The 16,402-nt window shown below is 72.3% G+C and carries 14 protein-coding genes; 3 read left to right on the forward strand and 11 right to left on the reverse strand.

The window, feature by feature from the left end; genetic code table 11:
* Nucleotides 1-94: 94 nt before the first annotated feature.
* The 3 genes from ftsE (at nucleotide 95) to ACFZ8E_RS02020 (ending at nucleotide 2,788) form a co-directional block, all read left to right on the forward strand.
* Nucleotides 95-838 carry a cell division ATP-binding protein FtsE gene (ftsE, locus tag ACFZ8E_RS02010; RefSeq protein WP_147729645.1) on the forward strand — a complete coding sequence of 248 codons (744 nt, stop codon included), beginning with the start codon at nucleotides 95-97 and terminating at the stop codon, nucleotides 836-838.
* On the forward strand, nucleotides 838-1,809 hold the full coding sequence (locus tag ACFZ8E_RS02015) for a cell division protein FtsX (protein ID WP_405041857.1): 972 nt from the start codon (nucleotides 838-840) through the stop codon (nucleotides 1,807-1,809). The genes ftsE and ACFZ8E_RS02015 overlap by 1 nt, the downstream gene beginning before the upstream one ends.
* Nucleotides 1,810-1,990: 181 nt before the next feature.
* On the forward strand, nucleotides 1,991-2,788 hold the full coding sequence (locus ACFZ8E_RS02020; RefSeq protein WP_147842706.1) for a YdcF family protein: 798 nt from the start codon (nucleotides 1,991-1,993) through the stop codon (nucleotides 2,786-2,788).
* A 118-nt stretch (nucleotides 2,789-2,906) separates the two neighbouring features.
* On the opposite strand, the gene ACFZ8E_RS02025 is transcribed toward ACFZ8E_RS02020, so the two are convergent.
* From ACFZ8E_RS02025 to ACFZ8E_RS02075, 11 genes are all read right to left on the reverse strand, one after another.
* Nucleotides 2,907-3,563 carry a hypothetical protein gene (locus ACFZ8E_RS02025; protein WP_243951640.1) on the reverse strand — a complete coding sequence of 219 codons (657 nt, stop codon included), beginning with the start codon at nucleotides 3,561-3,563 and terminating at the stop codon, nucleotides 2,907-2,909.
* Nucleotides 3,564-3,624: 61 nt separating this feature from the next.
* Nucleotides 3,625-4,011 (reverse strand): hypothetical protein, encoded by a 387-nt coding sequence (locus tag ACFZ8E_RS02030; protein ID WP_147729483.1) that lies wholly within the window; start codon nucleotides 4,009-4,011, stop codon nucleotides 3,625-3,627.
* Nucleotides 4,012-4,395: 384 nt separating this feature from the next.
* The gene (locus ACFZ8E_RS02035) at nucleotides 4,396-4,734 is read right to left on the reverse strand and encodes a hypothetical protein (protein ID WP_405041858.1); all 339 of its coding nucleotides are present in this window, start codon (nucleotides 4,732-4,734) and stop codon (nucleotides 4,396-4,398) included.
* The gene (locus ACFZ8E_RS02040) at nucleotides 4,731-5,198 is read right to left on the reverse strand and encodes a PTS sugar transporter subunit IIA (protein WP_147729862.1); all 468 of its coding nucleotides are present in this window, start codon (nucleotides 5,196-5,198) and stop codon (nucleotides 4,731-4,733) included. Before ACFZ8E_RS02040 ends, ACFZ8E_RS02035 begins: the two co-directional genes overlap by 4 nt.
* Nucleotides 5,199-5,332: 134 nt before the next feature.
* Entirely contained in the window at nucleotides 5,333-5,935 is a 603-nt protein-coding gene (gene hpf, locus ACFZ8E_RS02045; RefSeq protein WP_147729861.1) for a ribosome hibernation-promoting factor, HPF/YfiA family, read from the reverse strand.
* 218 nt (nucleotides 5,936-6,153) lie between these two features.
* Nucleotides 6,154-7,245, reverse strand: a complete 1,092-nt coding sequence (locus ACFZ8E_RS02050) for a catalase family protein (protein WP_243951639.1) — start codon at nucleotides 7,243-7,245, stop codon at nucleotides 6,154-6,156.
* Nucleotides 7,246-7,375: 130 nt separating this feature from the next.
* On the reverse strand, nucleotides 7,376-8,917 hold the full coding sequence (gene rpoN / locus ACFZ8E_RS02055) for an RNA polymerase factor sigma-54 (protein ID WP_405041859.1): 1,542 nt from the start codon (nucleotides 8,915-8,917) through the stop codon (nucleotides 7,376-7,378).
* A gap of 434 nt (nucleotides 8,918-9,351) precedes the next feature.
* A complete protein-coding gene (locus ACFZ8E_RS02060) occupies nucleotides 9,352-10,974 on the reverse strand; it encodes an ABC-F family ATP-binding cassette domain-containing protein (protein WP_147843958.1) in 1,623 nt (540 codons plus the stop codon).
* Nucleotides 10,975-11,044: 70 nt separating this feature from the next.
* Entirely contained in the window at nucleotides 11,045-11,398 is a 354-nt protein-coding gene (locus ACFZ8E_RS02065) for a hypothetical protein (protein WP_187274913.1), read from the reverse strand.
* Nucleotides 11,399-11,494: 96 nt separating this feature from the next.
* Nucleotides 11,495-14,623 (reverse strand): efflux RND transporter permease subunit, encoded by a 3,129-nt coding sequence (locus ACFZ8E_RS02070; protein WP_405041860.1) that lies wholly within the window; start codon nucleotides 14,621-14,623, stop codon nucleotides 11,495-11,497.
* A 14-nt stretch (nucleotides 14,624-14,637) separates the two neighbouring features.
* Nucleotides 14,638-16,329 (reverse strand): efflux RND transporter periplasmic adaptor subunit, encoded by a 1,692-nt coding sequence (locus tag ACFZ8E_RS02075; protein WP_405041861.1) that lies wholly within the window; start codon nucleotides 16,327-16,329, stop codon nucleotides 14,638-14,640.
* Between the last annotated feature and the right edge of the window lie 73 nt (nucleotides 16,330-16,402).

Below are 16,402 nucleotides of genomic sequence, written 5' to 3' on the forward strand. Positions count from 1 at the left end.
GGGCGATCGTCTTCGGTTAGGGTTAAGCTCCGGTGAAACCGCCCGGAGCCGGCTTGAAATGGCCATGCGCGGCGGTCATCCCGGTGCGGACGGCATGGACCGGGACGGAACGGGAGCGAACGGGCCCTTGCGCGAAACGGCGACGACGAAAAGCCTGCTCTCCGGGGCGGAAGGGCCTGTGGTCCAGTTCGAGAACGTCGGCATGCGCTACGGCCTCGGGCCGGAGGTGCTGTCCGACGTGAGCTTCCGCATCCAGCCGCACTCGTTCCAGTTCCTCACCGGGCCGTCGGGGGCCGGCAAGACGACGCTGCTGCGGCTGATCCTGCTCTCGGTGCGTCCGACCCGCGGGCTGGTCTCGGTGTTCGGCAACGAGGTCAGCGGCATCTCCAGCGCGTCGCTCACCGGCCTGCGCCGCCGCATGGGCGTGGTGTTCCAGGATTTCCGCCTGCTCGACCACCTCACGACCTACGAGAACGTGGCGCTGCCGCTGCGCGTCCAGGGCCGGGCCGAGACCAGCTACCGGGCCGAGGTCGTTGAGCTGCTGCGCTGGGTCGGCCTCGGCGAGCGCATGCACGTGCTGCCGCCGCTGCTCTCGGGCGGCGAGAAGCAGCGCGCGGCCATCGCCCGGGCGCTCATCGCCCGGCCCGACCTGCTGCTCGCCGACGAGCCGACCGGCAACGTCGACCCGAGCCTCGGGCGCCGCCTGCTGCGGCTCTTCCTCGAGCTGAACAAGCTCGGCACCTCGGTGATCATCGCCACCCACGATTTCGGGATCATGGACTCGGTCGATGCCCGCCGGATGGTGATCGGCGACGGCCGCCTGCGGATCGAAGGCTGATGGACACGACCCGCGAACGCAGCCAGGCCGCCAGGACGGCCCCGGACAGGGCCGCGGTCGATCCGGCGCTGCCCCCGACCCTGCGGCGCAACGCGCCCCTGGTACCGACCGATTCGGCCGCGAGCCGCTCGCTCGCCGCCGTCATCGCCATCCTCACCTTCCTCGCGGGCCTGTGCGCGGGCGCGGCCGAGATCGTCGCGTCGAGCGCCTGCCAGTGGCAGGGCACCGTGGCGCAGGAGGTGACGATCCAGGTACGCCCGGCCCCCGGCCGCGACCTCGACGCCGACATCGCCCGGGCCGACGCCATCGCCAAGGCCGAGCCCGGCATCGCCGCGACGCGGGTGTTCTCCAAGGCGGAGGCCGAGCGCCTGCTCGAGCCCTGGCTCGGCAGCGGCCTCGACCTCTCCGACCTGCCGGTGCCGCGCCTGATCACCCTGAAGCTCGGCGACCAGTCCCCCGACCTCAAGCACCTGCGCGCCGGCCTCGCCGAGGCGATGCCGGGGGTCGCCAGCCTCGACGACCACGCGCTCTGGCTGCAGCGGCTCTCGACCGCGGCCAACACCTTCGTCGGCATCGGCGTCGGCATCGTCGCGCTGGTGCTGGTCGCCACGGGCCTCGCGGTGGCGTTCGCCACCCGCGGCGCCATGGCCGGAAACCGCGAGGTGGTGGAGGTGCTCCACTTCGTCGGCGCCGACGACGACTTCATCGCCCGCGCCTTCCAGCGCCGCTTCTTCGGGCTGGGGCTGCGCGGCGGGATCATCGGCTCGGCCGCGGCGCTCGCCGCCTTCGCGCTGGCCGGGCTGCTCGCCCGCACCTGGCGCTCGGGGCCGGCGGGCGACGAGGTCGAGGCTTTGTTCGGCGCCTTCCACATCGGCTGGCGCGGCTATGCCAGCGTGATGGCGATCGGCGTCATCGCCTCGCTCGTCACCGCCGTGATCTCCCGGCTGACCGTGCGGCGGTTCCTGGCCTGAGTCGCGCGTCCGGCCGGTCCGGCACCGCGCCCCGTCGGGCATCGGGGACGAACGGTTCCGAAAATCCCCGTGATCGGAAGTGCTTGGCCGTGCGTTAACCCTCCGGAAAGGCTTTGCGTCCGCAAATGCCGCCTCCGCCCCGCCGCAATCGGCGCTATTCTCCCGGAGCATGACCACGCGTATGGCGCGCGCCTTCGATCCGAGACAGGCCGGCCCCGGCGCCGAGCTCACGGGCTGGGCCTGGGACGCCCGCCCGAGGGCGATGCCGGCGGCCGCGCCCGCCGCGCGGCCCGTCGGCCCGGTGGCGCTGACGATCCTCGGCCTCGCCGGCCTCGGCGCGGTCGCGCTGCTCTCCGGCTTCCTCGCCTTCGTCGCCGCGCTCGACCGCAGCGAGCGGGTGCCGCAGGGCCGTGCCGACGGGATCGTCGCGCTGACCGGCGGCGCCCAGCGCATCGGCGACGCGATCGACCTGCTGGCCGGCGGCTACGGCCGGCGCCTGCTGATCACCGGCGTCAACGAACGCACCAGCCGCGACGAGATCGCCCGGCTCAACCCGACGCAGCGCCACTGGATCGATTGCTGCGTCGACCTCGACTACCGCGCGCGCAACACCATCGGCAACGCCATCGAGACCCGGCGCTGGATGCGCCACAACCGCTTCAGCACCGTCGCGGTGGTGACCTCGAACTACCACATGCCGCGGACCCTGATCGAGCTCGACCACGCGCTCCAGGGCGCCGACCGGATCGTGCCCCATCCGGTGATCGCCGAAGGCTTCGACGCCGCCGATTGGTGGCACAGCCCCTCGGCGACCAAGCTGCTGGCGTCCGAATACCTGAAGTTCCTGGTCGCCTGGGTCCGCACCCGCTTCGAGACCGACCCGGAAAGCTCGCGCGTCGCGATCCTGATCGGCCGCGGCAAGCCGGTGAAGGCGCCGGTGCGGATGGTCGCCGAGCCGCTGCTGCGCGATCTGCAGTAGGCCGCCCGCGCCGCTCGCCGGCCCCACCTCATGAAAAAGCCCTGCGTGCCGGGGCATCGCAGGGCTGATCGGGGGCACCGTCGCCGAGGCGACGGGCCGATCGAAGGCTGAGCGTCGCTCAGAGCGGCTTGGCGGGGTAGGTGCGCACGCCGGGGCGGGCGGCCGCGCCCGAAGGAACGCCCTGGCTCGCCGTCGCGCCGGACGGGTCGGTCGCGGTCAGCGCCGGGCCGCTCCAGCCCTCGGACCGCCAGCTCTGCGACCGCTCGTCGACGTTGACCGAGCCGTGCTGCTCGAGGATGTCCATCGCCGTCGTGGCGTGGGCGTCGTCCGTACGCACCGTCACCAGGGTGCCGCCGCGGCGGATGCCCTCGTTGTAGGTGTGGGCGTCGTTCTCGCTGATCCCGGCGCCGGTGAGCGCGCCGACGAGGCCGCCCGCGGCCGCGCCGATGCCGGCGCCCGTCAGGGTCGCGACCAGCCAGCCGGCCGCCACGACCGGCCCGACGCCGGGGATGGCGAGCAGGCCGAGGCCGGTGAGGAGGCCGGTCGCGCCGCCGACCACCGTGCCGAGCGAGGCGCCGGTCCCAGCTCCCGTCTCGGCCTTGTGGGCGGTCTCGGCATGGTCGCCCGTGCCGAGCCGGCCGGCATGCCGGTCGCCCTCGTTGTTGCTGACGACGCTGATGTCGCCGTGCGAGATGCCGGCCGCCTCGAGGCGGGACACCGCGGTGCTGGCCGCGTCGTAATCGTCGTAGAGCGCCGTGATGGTTTGCTGAGCCATGGTCAAATCCTGGATGTCGTGGGAATTGCGTGCCTGCGCCTCAGCCGTCCGGGGACGGCGATCACTGCGCGGCGACGTTGCCCTTGAAGTCGACGCCGACCTTGACCGGCTTGCCGTTCAGCATCGCGTCGCCGCGCCAGATGCCCTTGTCGTCCTTCATCAGGCCGCGGACGTCCTTGTAGCCGGCATCCTCGAGACGCTTGTGCGTCTGGGCTTCCGTGAAGCTGTTGGCGCCTTCCTCCAGCTTGGCATGCGCGGCCGCGTTGGCGGTGGCGGGCTTGCCGGCGTCGGGCCGGTCGGTGTTCGGACGCGTGACGGCTTCCTGGCCACCGGACTTCTCGCTGGACTTGGCGTCCGGAGCGGGGTTGCCCGTCGTCGTGGTCTGTGCGGACACGGTGCCCGTACCGAGAAGGGTGACGAGCGCGATGGCGGTCAGATAGCGTTGCAAGGCGGTTTCCTCTACTGTTGGTCCCCTTCAATTCCTTCGTGGCGCGAAGCGTTCCACTTTATATTTTGCGAGAACATCGTGTCGGCGGCTAACGACGGCGACGAGCTTTGCGATCACGCACGGCTTGCTTGGGAAATATTTCGCAGCAGTTGCCACAGCGTGCGCGATGACCAGGACGCGCGCGAAACATCGCGCTCTTCCCTCCCCCCGACGGATCTCGGGCTTGCCCGAGATCCGCACCCTGTGTGCCCAAGTCGGGCAGGCCCGACTTGGGGACGGGGGAGGGAAGAGGCGTCGCCGCTTCGGTTGCAGGGATGAGAGCCGGGAGCGAAACGACGGCACGGGGCCGGGCCGATAGGAACCGGCCTCCACCCCCCTTCACGATCACCCGCGGCAGCGGGCCTTGATCGCGGCGGAGAATTCCTTCTCGGAGTCCTGGACCTGGGTCAGCCGGGCGCCGCGCTCGAAGCCCGAGAGGCAGCGACCGTAGACGCCGGCGACGCGGCGCATGGTGTCCACGTGGCGGCGCCAGATCCGGCAGGCCTTGGCGTCGTCGCCGTCGGCCTGCTCGAGCTGGTCGAGCGCCTGCCGCTGCATCGATTGGGCGACGAGCACGTCGCGGGCGCAGGTGCCGTCGGCCGCGCCCTGCTGCGCCGCGGCCGCCGCGGGCATGGCGAGGAACGCCGCGAGCGCGGCCCGGCGCAGGATGCGAGGCCCGCTCATGCGGCCTGCGAGGCCGAGGTGTGGGTGAGCAGCGCGTAGAGGGCGTGCCCGTCGCGGGCCGCGCGGATCCGGTCGAGGATTCCCGGCTCGCGCAGGATGCGCGCGACCTGGGCGAGCGCCTTCAGGTGGTCGGCGCCCGCGCCCTCGGGGGCGAGCAGCAGGAAGGCGAAGTCGACCGGGCGGCCGTCAAGGGACTCGAAGTCGACCGGGCGGTCGAGGCGGGCGACGAGCCCGAACAGCCGGTCGAGCCCCGGCAGCTTGCCGTGCGGGATCGCGACGCCGTCGCCGATGCCGGTGGAGCCGAGGCGCTCGCGCTGGAGCAGGGTCTCGTAGACGTCGCGGGCGTCGAGCGCCGGCAGGCGGCGGACGGCCTGGGCGGCGAGGTCCTGCAGCACCTGCTTCTTGGCCCGGGCGCGGAGCGAGGGCACCACGGAATCCGGATCGAGGAATTCCAGCATCGGCATTGAAGGACCGCCCGTCCGATCGAAAGCCATGGGGGCCCCGCCCCCATGAAGAGGGGGCGCGCCGCGTTGTCCGCGCGGCCCAGCCCCGAAAACATCAATCCCCGCGCCGACGGGCCGGTTCCGGCTCCCTCGGCTCAGGCCGCGGCGCTCGGCGGGTCGACCCAGCCGATCGCGCCGTCGCTGCGCCGGTATACGACGTTGATGCGGCCGGTGCCAGCATGGACGAAGACGATCACCGGGGCGCCGGTGAGGTCCAGCGCGGTGACCGCCTCGCTCACCGAGTGGCGCTTGAGGGTCTTGGTGCTCTCGGCCACGATCGGCGGATGGTTCGAGCCGTCGTCGGGCTCGTCCTCGTCCTCCTCCGGCGCGGCGAAGACCGCATAGGCCGCCTCGACCGCGGCGCCGTTCGGGCCCCCGTTCGGCCCTTGGGCGTGCTCCTTGAGCCGGTGCTTGTAGCGGCGCAGGCGCTTCTCCAGCCGGTCGGCGGTCTGCTCGAAGCTGGCGCGGGCGTCGTGCGCGGTGGACGACGCCTCGATGGTGAGCCCGGAGACGAGGTGCAGCACGCAGTCGGTGCGGTAGGCGGTGCCGTCGCGCCGGAGCGTGACGTGGCCGGTGCTCGAGTCGTTCATGTGCCCGTCGAGATACTTGGACAGGGTCGCCGCCATCCGCTCGTCGACCCGGCCCCTGAGGGCTTCGCCGAGGTCCAGGCCGTGGCCCGTGACGCGCAATGACCCCATGTATCCTCCGGTTTGGTTGACCCTGGTCTCTTGCCCGCGGATCGAGGCCCGCGGGCTTCGGCGGAACGCCGACCCGCCGTCGCGGCGGGGGACGGAGTTAAGGAGCCGGCGCAGGGGAAGTCAACGGAGAGGACCGGCCCCTCCGGCGACGGCCGCGACCCCGGGGCGAACCCGAAGCCGCGGCGCCCGAGCGCGCACCGGCCTCGACTGCCGGCGCGTCACCCGCCCGCTCGGTCGCCGCCGGCCGGCTCGTGGATCGGGCAGCCGTTGAAGCGCTCGCGGAACGCGGCCGAGTGCTTGTAGGGCGCGTTGCGCGCCCGGTTGATGTTGCCGAGCGGCCGGTGCGCGGCGAGCCCGGTCCAGACGCTGAAGCGCATGCCCTCGTCGACCGCCTGCACCCGGCCCGGCTCCCAGCTGTCCTGCGGCCGGACGGTGATCAGGCCGACCCGCTGGAACGGCGCCTCCGCCTCGTCCCACTCCACCGTCGGATCCTCCACCGGCTGGCGTTCGAGGTCGCGGCAGAGCTGGACCCGGAACTCCCACACGCCCTCGATGCCCCACATCTCGGACTGGACCGTCTCGCGGATCGCGTTCGGTCGCCCCGAGGCGTCGATCTCGGTGCCGGTGAGCGCGGTCAGCGCCGGGGCGACGGGGGCGACCGAGAACTTCGCGATGTGGTCGCCGTACCGGAACGGGGTGACGCTGTAGTAGGTCTCGCCGAGCGGATCGACGTTCGGTGCGCCGCCGAGCGCGCCGATGGTCGGGCTGTCGATGCCGACCGCGTGCAGCGCCTTGTTGACCCCGCGCAGCACGGTGGAGGCGGCGACCTTCAGGCCCTCGGCCCGGTCGGTGGTGCCGGCGAGCAGCTTCAGGCTGCCCAGGAACTTGTCGGCGTTCGGCGCCTGGAACACCGTGCCGTTGACGAAGATGAAGTTCTGCGTGGTGCCCTCGGCGTCGGGCAGCCGCTCGCCCGCGACGTCGAGCACCTTCAGGGCGAGGCCGCGCGGCAGCGAGACGGCGTCGGGCAGGATGTCGCCCGCGTTCGTCGAGAGCCGCAGGTAGACCTTGTGCTCGCCGGGCGTGGCGAACAGACCCTGCGCCAGCTCGGGCGGCAGGTCCGCGTCGATCCTGAGCACGCCCTCGAGGATGCCGTGCGCCTTGGCGTGGACGGAGCGCACCGCGTGCCCGGAATCCTCGGCCACCGTCTTGAGGATGGTGTCGAAGGTCTCGTTGAGCTTGTCGATCGTCCGCCCTTCCTCGACGGTCACGGTCTCGACGTCAGGATTGTAGTGAACCGGGCTCGCGAGCATGCAACGTCTCCTGAACTTGCTTGCGCACAACCAATCATGTCCGGATCCGTTCCCGGTTCGAGCCTCGGATCCAGGCTATAGGCCGCCGCGGACGGCGCACGCGACCGGTTCGCGGGCTCTCAGCGCGCCATCATCGCCCCGGGCTGCACATCCCGCCCTGCGCATAGCGCTCGCGCCGGCGCTCGATCGAGGACGGGATCCGCAGCGATTCCCGGTACTTCGCCACCGTGCGGCGGGCGATGTCGACGCCCTCGCCGCGCAGCTTCTGCACCAGGGCGTCGTCGGAGAGCACGTCGTCCGAGGTCTCGCCGTCGACGAGCTGCTTGATGCGGTGGCGCACGGCTTCCGAGGAATGCGCGGCGGTGCCCGCCGCGCCCGGGATCGCGGCGGTGAAGAAGTACTTCATCTCCAGGGTGCCGCGGCTGGTGCCGATCGCCTTGTTGGAGGTGACGCGCGAGACGGTGGATTCGTGCATCCCGATCGCCTCGGCGACCGTCTTCAGGTTCAGCGGCCGCAGGTGCGCGACGCCGTGGACGAAGAACCCGTCCTGCTGGCGCACGATCTCGGTGGCGACCTTGAGGATCGTGCGCGCGCGCTGCTCCAGGCTCCGGGTGAGCCAGTTCGCGGTCTGCAGGGCCTCGGAGAGGAAGGCCTTGTCCCCCTCGGCCTTCGCACCCCGGACCACGCGGGCGTAGTAGCTCTGGTTGACCAGCACCCGCGGCAGCGCCTCGCCGTTCAGCTCCACCAGCCAGGAGCCGTCGGGGGCCGCGCGCACGAACACGTCGGGGATCAGCACCTCGACGCCGCTGGAGCCGAAGGCCCGCCCGGGCTTGGGGTCGAGCCGGCGGATCTCGGCCAGCATCTCGACGAGGTCCTCGTCGTCGACACCGCACAGGCGCCGCAGCGCCGAGAAATCGCGCTTGGCCACGAGGTCGAGGCGGGAGACCAGCGCCTGCATCGCCGGGTCGAACCGGTTCTGCTCGCGCAGCTGGATAGCCAGGCACTCGGCGAGGTCGCGCGCGGCGATGCCGGCCGGATCGAAGCTCTGGACGAGCTTGAGCACGCCCGCCACCCGGTCGAGGGAGGCGCCGAGGCGCTCGGCCACCGCGTCGATCGATTCGCGCAGGTATCCGGCCTCGTCCACCGCATCGATCAGGAAGCCGCCGATCAGCCGGTCGGTGGCGTCGCGGGTGGCGAGGTCGAGCTGGCGGCCGAGATGCTCGCGCAGGGAGGTCTCGACGGTGAGCGTCGCCTCGAAGTCCGGCGCCTCCGAATCGAAGCTGCCGCCGGTGCTGCCGTAGGGCGCGGGCGTCAGCGAGAGCATGTCGCCGGTGGCCGCCTCGCGGATCGGGCTCGGCGCGTCGTCGGGGTAGACGTTGTCGAGGCGGGCGTCGAAATCGCCGTCGATCTCGCCGCGGCCCGGGTCGACCTCGGCGGCGGTCCACTCGGCGGCGCCCTCGAAGGTCTCGGCGGCGGGTTCCGCGCCCTCGGCCGGCCCCTCGGACGGCTCGGCCTCGGCGCGCTCCAGGAGCGGGTTGCGCTCCAGCTCGGCATCGACGTAGGCCGCGAGATCGAGCTGGGAGAGTTGGAGAAGCTTGATCGCTTGCAGAAGCTGCGGTGTCATCACCAGGGACTGGCCCTGGCGCATTTCCAGCCGTTGCAGCAAACTCATCGCGTGGCCTCGGTCCTCTTCGGTGAACAGGCCGCGCCCCGCGTTATTACGCTATAGGCACGGTTCTTGCTTAAGCCCTAGTGAAACGCTGTAAACCGATCCCGGCCGCGCGTCAAAGCGTGATGGCCGGTCGTCGCGTTGGTTCGGGGGACGGTGGCACCGGCGCCACAGCCACGGGGGGCGCCCGTCCCGCTCGCCGACCCGGCGGGCCGATGGGCTCGGCCCGGCCGCCCACGCAGACCTCGCATGCCGAAGCGGCGCGATCCCGCTCGGGAATCGTGCCGGCTCGACCGGCCGGCGGGGGCGCGGTTCGGCACTCGCGCATGCGGCGATCGGGGGCGATGGCCGCCACCCTGCAGCCGTCGCCAGGGCGGCGCGGGACGTCGCGGATGCGGTCGAGGCGCCGCAGCTCGTGCCGCGCTCCGGTCCCGTGCTCAGCTGCGCAGGCCGGGCGCCTCCTGGCCCGTGCGGGCGACGTACTCGGTGTAGCCGCCGCCGTACTGGTGGATGCCGTCGGGCGTGAGCTCGAGCACCCGGTTCGAGAGCGCGGCCAGGAAGTGGCGGTCGTGGCTCACGAACAGCATCGTGCCCTCGTAAGCGGAGAGCGCGTCGATCAGCATCGCCTTGGTGCCGATGTCGAGGTGGTTGGTCGGCTCGTCGAGCACCAGGAAGTTCGGCGGGTCGAACAGCATCTTGGCCATCACCAGCCGCGCCTTCTCGCCGCCCGAGAGCACCCGGCAGCGCTTCTCGACGTCGTCGCCCGAGAACCCGAAGCAGCCGGCGAGCGCGCGCAGGGAGCCCTGGCCGGCCTGCGGGAAGGTGCTCTCCAGGTCCTGGAACACGGTGAGGTCGCCGTCGAGCAGGTCCATGGCGTGCTGGGCGAAGTAGCCGAGCTTGACGCTGCCGCCGACCGCCACCGTGCCGTCGTCGGGCTGGGCCGAGCCCGTCACGAGCTTCAGCAGCGTCGACTTGCCGGCGCCGTTGACCCCCATCACGCACCAGCGCTCGCGCCGGCGGATGCCGAAATCGAGGTTTTGGTAGATCGTGCGGCTGCCGTAGCGCTTGTGCACGCCCTTCAGCATCACGACGTCGTCGCCCGAGCGCGGCGCCGGCTGGAACTCGAACGCCACCGATTGGCGCCGCTTCGGCGGCTCGACGCGCTCGATCTTGTCGAGCTTCTTCACCCGGCTCTGCACCTGGGCGGCGTGGCTCGCCCGCGCCTTGAAGCGCTCGATGAACTTGATCTCCTTGGCGAGCATCGCCTGCTGGCGCTCGAACTGCGCCTGCTGCTGGCTCTCGTTGAGTGCGCGCTGCTGCTCGTAGAAGGCGTAGTCGCCCGAGAAGGTGGTCAGCGTGCCGCCGTCGATCTCGATCACCTTGCCGACGATGCGGTTCATGAACTCGCGGTCGTGCGAGGTCATCAGCAGCGCGCCCTCGAACCCCTTGAGGAAGGATTCGAGCCAGATCAGGCTCTCGATGTCGAGGTGGTTGGAGGGCTCGTCGAGGAGCATCACGTCCGGGTTCATCAGCAGGATGCGGGCAAGCGCCACGCGCATCTTCCAGCCGCCGGACAGCTTGCCGACGTCCCCGTCCATCATCTCCTGGGAGAAGCTCAGGCCGGCCAGCACCTCGTAGGCCCGGCCTTCGAGCGCGTAGCCGTCGAGCTCCTCGAAGCGCGCCTGGACCTCGCCGTAGCGGGCGATCAGCGCGTCCATCTCGTCGGCCCGGTCGGGATCGGAGAACGCCGCCTCCAGCGCCTTCATCTCCAGGCCGACGGCGCTGACCGGGCCGGCGCCGTCCATCACCGCCGAGACGACGCTGCAGCCCGACATCTCGCCGACGTCCTGGCTGAAGTAGCCGATGGTGACGCCGCGATCGGTGGCGACCTGGCCCTCGTCGGGCTCCTCCTCGCCGGTGATCATCCGGAACAGGGTGGTCTTGCCGGCGCCGTTGGGGCCGACGAGGCCGATCTTCTCGCCCTTCTGCAGGGCGGCGGACGCCTCGATGAAGACGATCTGCCGGCCGTTCTGCTTGCCGATCTTTTCGAGGCGTATCATGCGGTCAGGGACCCTCGGGATGGTCCCGCGGGCCTTACGGCATCGGGCCCGCGACCGGAAGGGCGCCGGGCTATCGCGCGAAGCGGGCCTGCAGGCTGTGCCCGTGCATCCGCGCCGAGAACACCACCTTTGCGCCGGCGGGCAGCGGCCCCTTGAGCGCGCCGACCATGCGGTTCGGCGCGGCGCCGGCGAGCGGCACCGTCTCGGTCCCGGCCCCGGTCTGGACGAAGGCCTTGCCCGTCAGCCCCGCGGTCGCGGCCGGGCCGCCGTCGTCGTCGGTGACGAAGAACGTCAGCGCGGTCTCCGACGCGACGAGCTCGATCGGATGCCCGTCCGCCACCACCACGACGCCGCCGTTCGGGCCGGCGGCGCGGGCCGGGGCGGCGAGGGCAAGGAGGAGGGCGATGGCGAGGACGGGGCGCATGGACGGCTCCTGGGTTTTACGGGGTGGCGACATTGGTTCAGCAGGACTAGGTGCGTCTTCCCTCCCCCCTTTGCGGGGGAGGGAAGTGACGCACCGTCAAAACGCATCGGCCGTCGCAACCCCGGTCGGCGCCTCCGCCCGGGCGGCGGCGCGCAGGCGCTCCACCGGCCGGCGGCCGAAGCCGAGGAACAGGATCGGCGTCAGCACCGTGTCGAGCAGCGTCGCGCTGATCAGGCCGCCGAAGATCGTCACGGCGACCGGGTGCAGGATCTCCTTGCCGGGCGCGTCGGCGCCGACGAGCAGCGGCGCCAGCGCGATGCCGGCGGCGAGCGCGGTCATCAGCACCGGCGTCAGCCGCTCCAGGCTGCCGCGGATCACGAGGTCCGGCCCGAACGGCAGGTCCTCGTGGATCGCGAGGTTCAGCCAATGGCTGATCTTGAGGATGCCGTTGCGCGTCGCGATGCCGGTCAGGGTGATGAAGCCGATCATCGAGGCGACCGAGAGCGGCTGCCCGGCGAGCCACAGGGCGACCACCGAGCCGATCAGCGCCAGCGGGATGCTTCCGAGGATGATCAGCGTCAGCACGGCCGAGCGGTAGCGCCCGTAGAGCAGGGTGAAGACCAGCGCCAGCGACACGAGCGAGTGCAGGCCGATGGTGCGCGCCGCCTCGCCCTGCGCCTGGAACGCGCCTTCGAGGCTGGTCGCGTACCCGGCCGGCAGCTGCGTCCCCCCGACCTGCTGGCGGATGGCGGCGACGACCCGGCCCATGTCGGCGCCGGGCGCGGTGTTGGCCTGGACGACGATGCGCCGGCGCGCGTTCTCGCGAAGGATCTGGTTCGGGCCGTCGGTCTCGCGGATGTCGGCGATCTGGCGGGCCGGCACCCAGCCGGAGGGCGTCTCGACCAGGAGGTCGCCGAGCGCCTGGGTGGTGCGCTGGGTGTCGGAGAGCCGCATCACCACGTCGAAGCGGCGGATGCCGTCGACCACGCGCGAGACCACCTGGCCGTTCGAGAGCCGGCTCAGCTGGTCCACGAGCGCCGCCGGCTGCACCCCATAGAGGGCGGCCCGCGCGTAGTCGACGCGGACCTCGAGCTGCGGGATCAGCACCTGCTTCTCGACCTGCAGGTCGGCGATGCCGGGGATCGCGGACAGGCGCTGGCGCAGGTCGTCGGCGAGGCGCCGCAACGTATCGAGGTCGTCGCCGAAGATCTTCAGCGCGATCTCGGCGCGCACCCCCGAGAGCATGTGGTCGAGCCGGTGCGAGATCGGCTGGCCGACGTTGACGGAGACCGGCAGCAGGGCGAGGCGGGCGCGGATGTCGGCGACGAGGGCGTCCTTGGGCCGGGCGCCGGGCTTCAGGTCGACCTCGAGGTCGGAGGAGTGGACGCCCTCGGCATGCTCGTCGAGCTCGGCCCGGCCGGTGCGGCGGCCGACCGAGCGCACGTCCGGGATCTCGAGGAGCAGGCGCTCGGCCACCAGCCCCATCCGGTTGCTCTCGGGCAGCGAGATGCCGGGGTTGAACGCCATGTTGACGGTGAACGAGCCCTCGTTGAACGGCGGCAGGAAGGCGCGCGGCAGCCACGTCGCCGCGACGGCGGCGGCCGCGACCGCGAGCCCGGCCGCGAGCAGGATCGGGCGCCCGCGGGGCAGGGCGACGCGCAGGGTCGCGGCGAGCGCGCGCTTGAGCCCGCGGATCAGCCCGCTCTCGTGCTGGTCGAGGCGCTTGAGGCCGGGCAGGAGGTAGTAGGCCATCACCGGCGTCAGGGTGATCGAGACCACGAGGCTCGCCAGGATCGCGACGATGTAGGCCTGCCCCAGCGGCGCGAACAGCCGGCCCTCGATGCCGGAGAGCGCGAACAGCGGCACGAACACCAGCACGATCACCATCGTCGCGTAGACGATGCCCGAGCGCACCTCCTGCGAGGCGGAGACCACCACGTCGAAGGTCGAGCGCGGGTCGCCCGCCGCGCGGTTCTCGCGAAGGCGCCGGAAGATGTTCTCGACGTCGACCACGGCGTCGTCGACCAGCTCGCCGATGGCGATGGCGAGCCCCCCGAGGGTCATCGTGTTGATCGACAGGCCGGCGAGGTGGAAGGCGATGGCCGTCGCCAGGATCGAGACCGGGATCGCGGTGAGCGAGATCGCCGTGGTGCGCAGGTTCAGCAGGAACGCGAACAGGACGATCGCCACCACCGCGATCGCTTCCGCCAGCACGTGCTCGACATTGCCGATCGAGGTCTCGATGAAGTTCGCCTGCCGGAAGATCAGCCGGTCGGCGCGCACGCCCTTCGGCAGGGTGGCGGTGATCTCGGCGAGCGCCGCCTCGATCCGCGCGGTGAGCGCGACGGTGTCGGTGCCGGGCTGCTTCTCCACCGAGATCACCACCGCCGGCGCGCCCATGTAGCCGGCATCGCCCCGCTTCACGCGCGCCGAGAACGACGCCTCCGCCACCTGCCGCAGGAAGACCGGCCGGCCGTCGACCGTGGCGACGACCATGTTGCGCAGGTCGTCGAGGTCCATCGTCCGGCCGAGGTTCCGGATCAGGTATTCGCGGGCGTACTGGTCGGTGAAGCCGCCGCCGGTGTTGGTGCCGAACTGCGCCAGGGCCGCCTCGAGCTGGGCCTGCTTGACGCCGAGCGCCCGCAACGCGGCGGGCTGCGGCGCGACGCGGAACTGGCGGACCTCGCCGCCCATCGGGATCACCTGCGCGACGCCGGGAATCGAGAGCAGGCGCGGCCGGATCGTGAAGTCGGCGATCTCGCGCAGGCGCATCGGATCGACCGTGTCGGCGGTGAGCGCGACCATGACGATCTGCCCCATGATCGAGGAGATCGGCCCCATCGTCGGGCTCACCTCCGCCGGCAGCTGCGGCCGCGCCATCGCAAGGCGCTCGGCCACCTGCTGGCGGTTGCGGTAGATGTCGGTGCCCCAGTCGAACTCGACAGTGACCACCGACAGCCCGACGCCGGAGACCGAGCGCACCCGGGTGACGCCGGGCAGCCCGTTCATCTGCGTCTCGAGCGGGAAGGTAACGAGCTGCTCGACCTCCTGCGGCGCAAGCCCTTCGGCCTCCGACATGATGGTGACGGTGGGCCGGTTGAGGTCGGGGAAGACGTCGACGGGCAGCCGCGTGACGGTGAAGGCGCCGTAGACGACGAGGATCGCGGCGACGGCGAGAACCGCCAGCCGGTTCCGCAGGGCCTGGGTGACGAGGAGCGTGAACATGCGCGGGCTCCCCGTCAGCGGATCTGGTTGAGGAGCTCGGCGCCCTGCGTCACGATCCGCCGGCCGGGCTCGAGCCCGGAGACCACCCGGACGCGGGCGGCGTCGAGGGGCTCGACCTGGACCTCGCGCGGCGCGAAGCGCTCGGGGGCGACGTGCTCGTAGACCAGGGTCTGGCCGTTGCCGCCGCGGACCACGCCGAGCCGCGGCAGGGCGAGGCCGGTCTGCTGCGTGTCGGTGGCGGCGAGCACCGTCACGAACTGGCCGGTGCGCAGCTCGGGCGGCGCGTCGCGCACGGCGAACTGGATCGGCACCGCCTGGGCCCGGTCGGCGAGGCCGGCGCCGCGATAGGCGAGCTCGAGCCGTCGGCCGTCGGCGAGCCGCGCGGTGGCGTCGGCGGTGCTGGCGAGCGCGTCGAAGCTCAGCGCCTCGACCCAGAGCCGGGACGGGTCGACGATCTTGAACACCATCGCGCCCGGGCTCGCCATCTGGCCGGCGACCGCGTTGGCCTCGGCGATCACCCCCGAGACCGGCGCGGACAGCGCCTCCGGCTGCGAGCGGACGCCGTCGAGCGCCGTGCGGCGGTCGACGAGGCCCTTCAGCTCGGCATCCGCGTCGTCGATCTGCACCTGCGAGACCGCGCCGCCGGGGCTCAGCTTGCGGTAGCGCTCGACCCGGCGCGCGACGATGGCGATCTGCTGGTCGAGCTCGCCCTGGCGCTGGCGCATGTCGGACACGTCCACCGCCTGGACCGGCGGCGTGACGAAGGCCAGCACCTCGCCCTTGCGCACGCGGGTGCCGAGGCGCGGGAACAGGCCGGATTCCGGCGGCGACAGCCGGCCGCCGACCGAGGATTGCACCACGCCGCTGCCGTTCGGGTCGGCGATGATCCGGCCGGGCAGCTCGGTCGTCCGCGCCAGCACGCCCGACGCGGTGACGAGGGTGCGCAGGGTCAGCACGCGCTGGGTGGGTTTCGGCACGAACACCGACCCGTCGGGCAGGCGGCGGGCGAGGTCCTGGGCGCCGGTGGCGGCCATCGGGGTCGGGGCCTCGTGGTCGTCGTCGCCGTGCGCGAAGGCCGCCGGCGCCAGCACGAGCCCGGCCGCGAGCACGACGAGGGCGAGTGCCGCGCCGCTCCGGCGCCCGCGCATCAGCACCGTCGCGAGGATGCCGAGCACGAAGCCGGCGCCGCCGACGAGGAACGGCATCGGGTCGGCGCTGCGCAGGTGCAAGCCGAAATCGTGGGCGACGGCGAGGCCGGCATGCCACGGCGCGGGCTCGGGCGTCGGGGCCGGCGGCACCGGCACGTCGAGGTCGATCGGGAACAGGTCGGTCTTGCCGCCGACGGTCACCGTGAACAGCACGTCGTAGTCGCCGGGCACCGCGCTCCAGGGGGCGTCGAGGCGGTAGCTCCCGTCGGGGTCCGCGACCGCGGCGGCCTTGCCCGCCGGCGTCTCCGCCTCGACCGTCGCGTCGGCCACGGGCTCGTTGGTGTCGGCACGGTCGAGGAACAGCGTCAGCCTGCCGTCGCGCGCCACCGCGACGAGCTCGAGCGCGTCGGTGCTCGACGCGCCGCGCGGGGCCTCGACGGCGGGCGCCGCCTTCGGCCCGTCGGAATGGTCGTGGCCTTCGTGGGCGCGCGCCGCGCCGGCCCACAGGCCGAGGGTGAGCGCGGCCGCCGCGAGGGCAGCCGGGAGCCGGATCGTCATGGGAGAGCAACCTTCGCATCGGGACGGGCGCGACTCGTCGGGACGAGCCGCGTGGCGCGCGCCGGGGCGGCGC

It is taken from the genome of Methylobacterium sp. HMF5984 (assembly GCF_045033435.1).
Taxonomy (GTDB): domain Bacteria; phylum Pseudomonadota; class Alphaproteobacteria; order Rhizobiales; family Beijerinckiaceae; genus Methylobacterium.

Excerpts from the sequence above, each read along its gene's own strand:
- ACFZ8E_RS02015 (WP_405041857.1), top strand. The coding sequence starts at position 838 with ATGGACACGACCCGCGAACGCAGCCAGGCCGCCAGGACGGCCCCGGAC.
- ACFZ8E_RS02060 (WP_147843958.1), bottom strand. The coding sequence starts at position 10,974 with ATGATACGCCTCGAAAAGATCGGCAAGCAGAACGGCCGGCAGATCGTC.
- ACFZ8E_RS02050 (WP_243951639.1), bottom strand. The coding sequence starts at position 7,245 with ATGCTCGCGAGCCCGGTTCACTACAATCCTGACGTCGAGACCGTGACC.
- ftsE (WP_147729645.1), top strand. The coding sequence starts at position 95 with ATGGACCGGGACGGAACGGGAGCGAACGGGCCCTTGCGCGAAACGGCG.
- ACFZ8E_RS02075 (WP_405041861.1), bottom strand. The coding sequence starts at position 16,329 with ATGACGATCCGGCTCCCGGCTGCCCTCGCGGCGGCCGCGCTCACCCTC.
- ACFZ8E_RS02065 (WP_187274913.1), bottom strand. The coding sequence starts at position 11,398 with ATGCGCCCCGTCCTCGCCATCGCCCTCCTCCTTGCCCTCGCCGCCCCG.
- rpoN (WP_405041859.1), bottom strand. The coding sequence starts at position 8,917 with ATGAGTTTGCTGCAACGGCTGGAAATGCGCCAGGGCCAGTCCCTGGTG.
- ACFZ8E_RS02070 (WP_405041860.1), bottom strand. The coding sequence starts at position 14,623 with ATGTTCACGCTCCTCGTCACCCAGGCCCTGCGGAACCGGCTGGCGGTT.
- hpf (WP_147729861.1), bottom strand. The coding sequence starts at position 5,935 with ATGGGGTCATTGCGCGTCACGGGCCACGGCCTGGACCTCGGCGAAGCC.
- ACFZ8E_RS02020 (WP_147842706.1), top strand. The coding sequence starts at position 1,991 with ATGGCGCGCGCCTTCGATCCGAGACAGGCCGGCCCCGGCGCCGAGCTC.
- ACFZ8E_RS02035 (WP_405041858.1), bottom strand. The coding sequence starts at position 4,734 with ATGAGCGGGCCTCGCATCCTGCGCCGGGCCGCGCTCGCGGCGTTCCTC.
- ACFZ8E_RS02040 (WP_147729862.1), bottom strand. The coding sequence starts at position 5,198 with ATGCCGATGCTGGAATTCCTCGATCCGGATTCCGTGGTGCCCTCGCTC.
- ACFZ8E_RS02025 (WP_243951640.1), bottom strand. The coding sequence starts at position 3,563 with ATGGCTCAGCAAACCATCACGGCGCTCTACGACGATTACGACGCGGCC.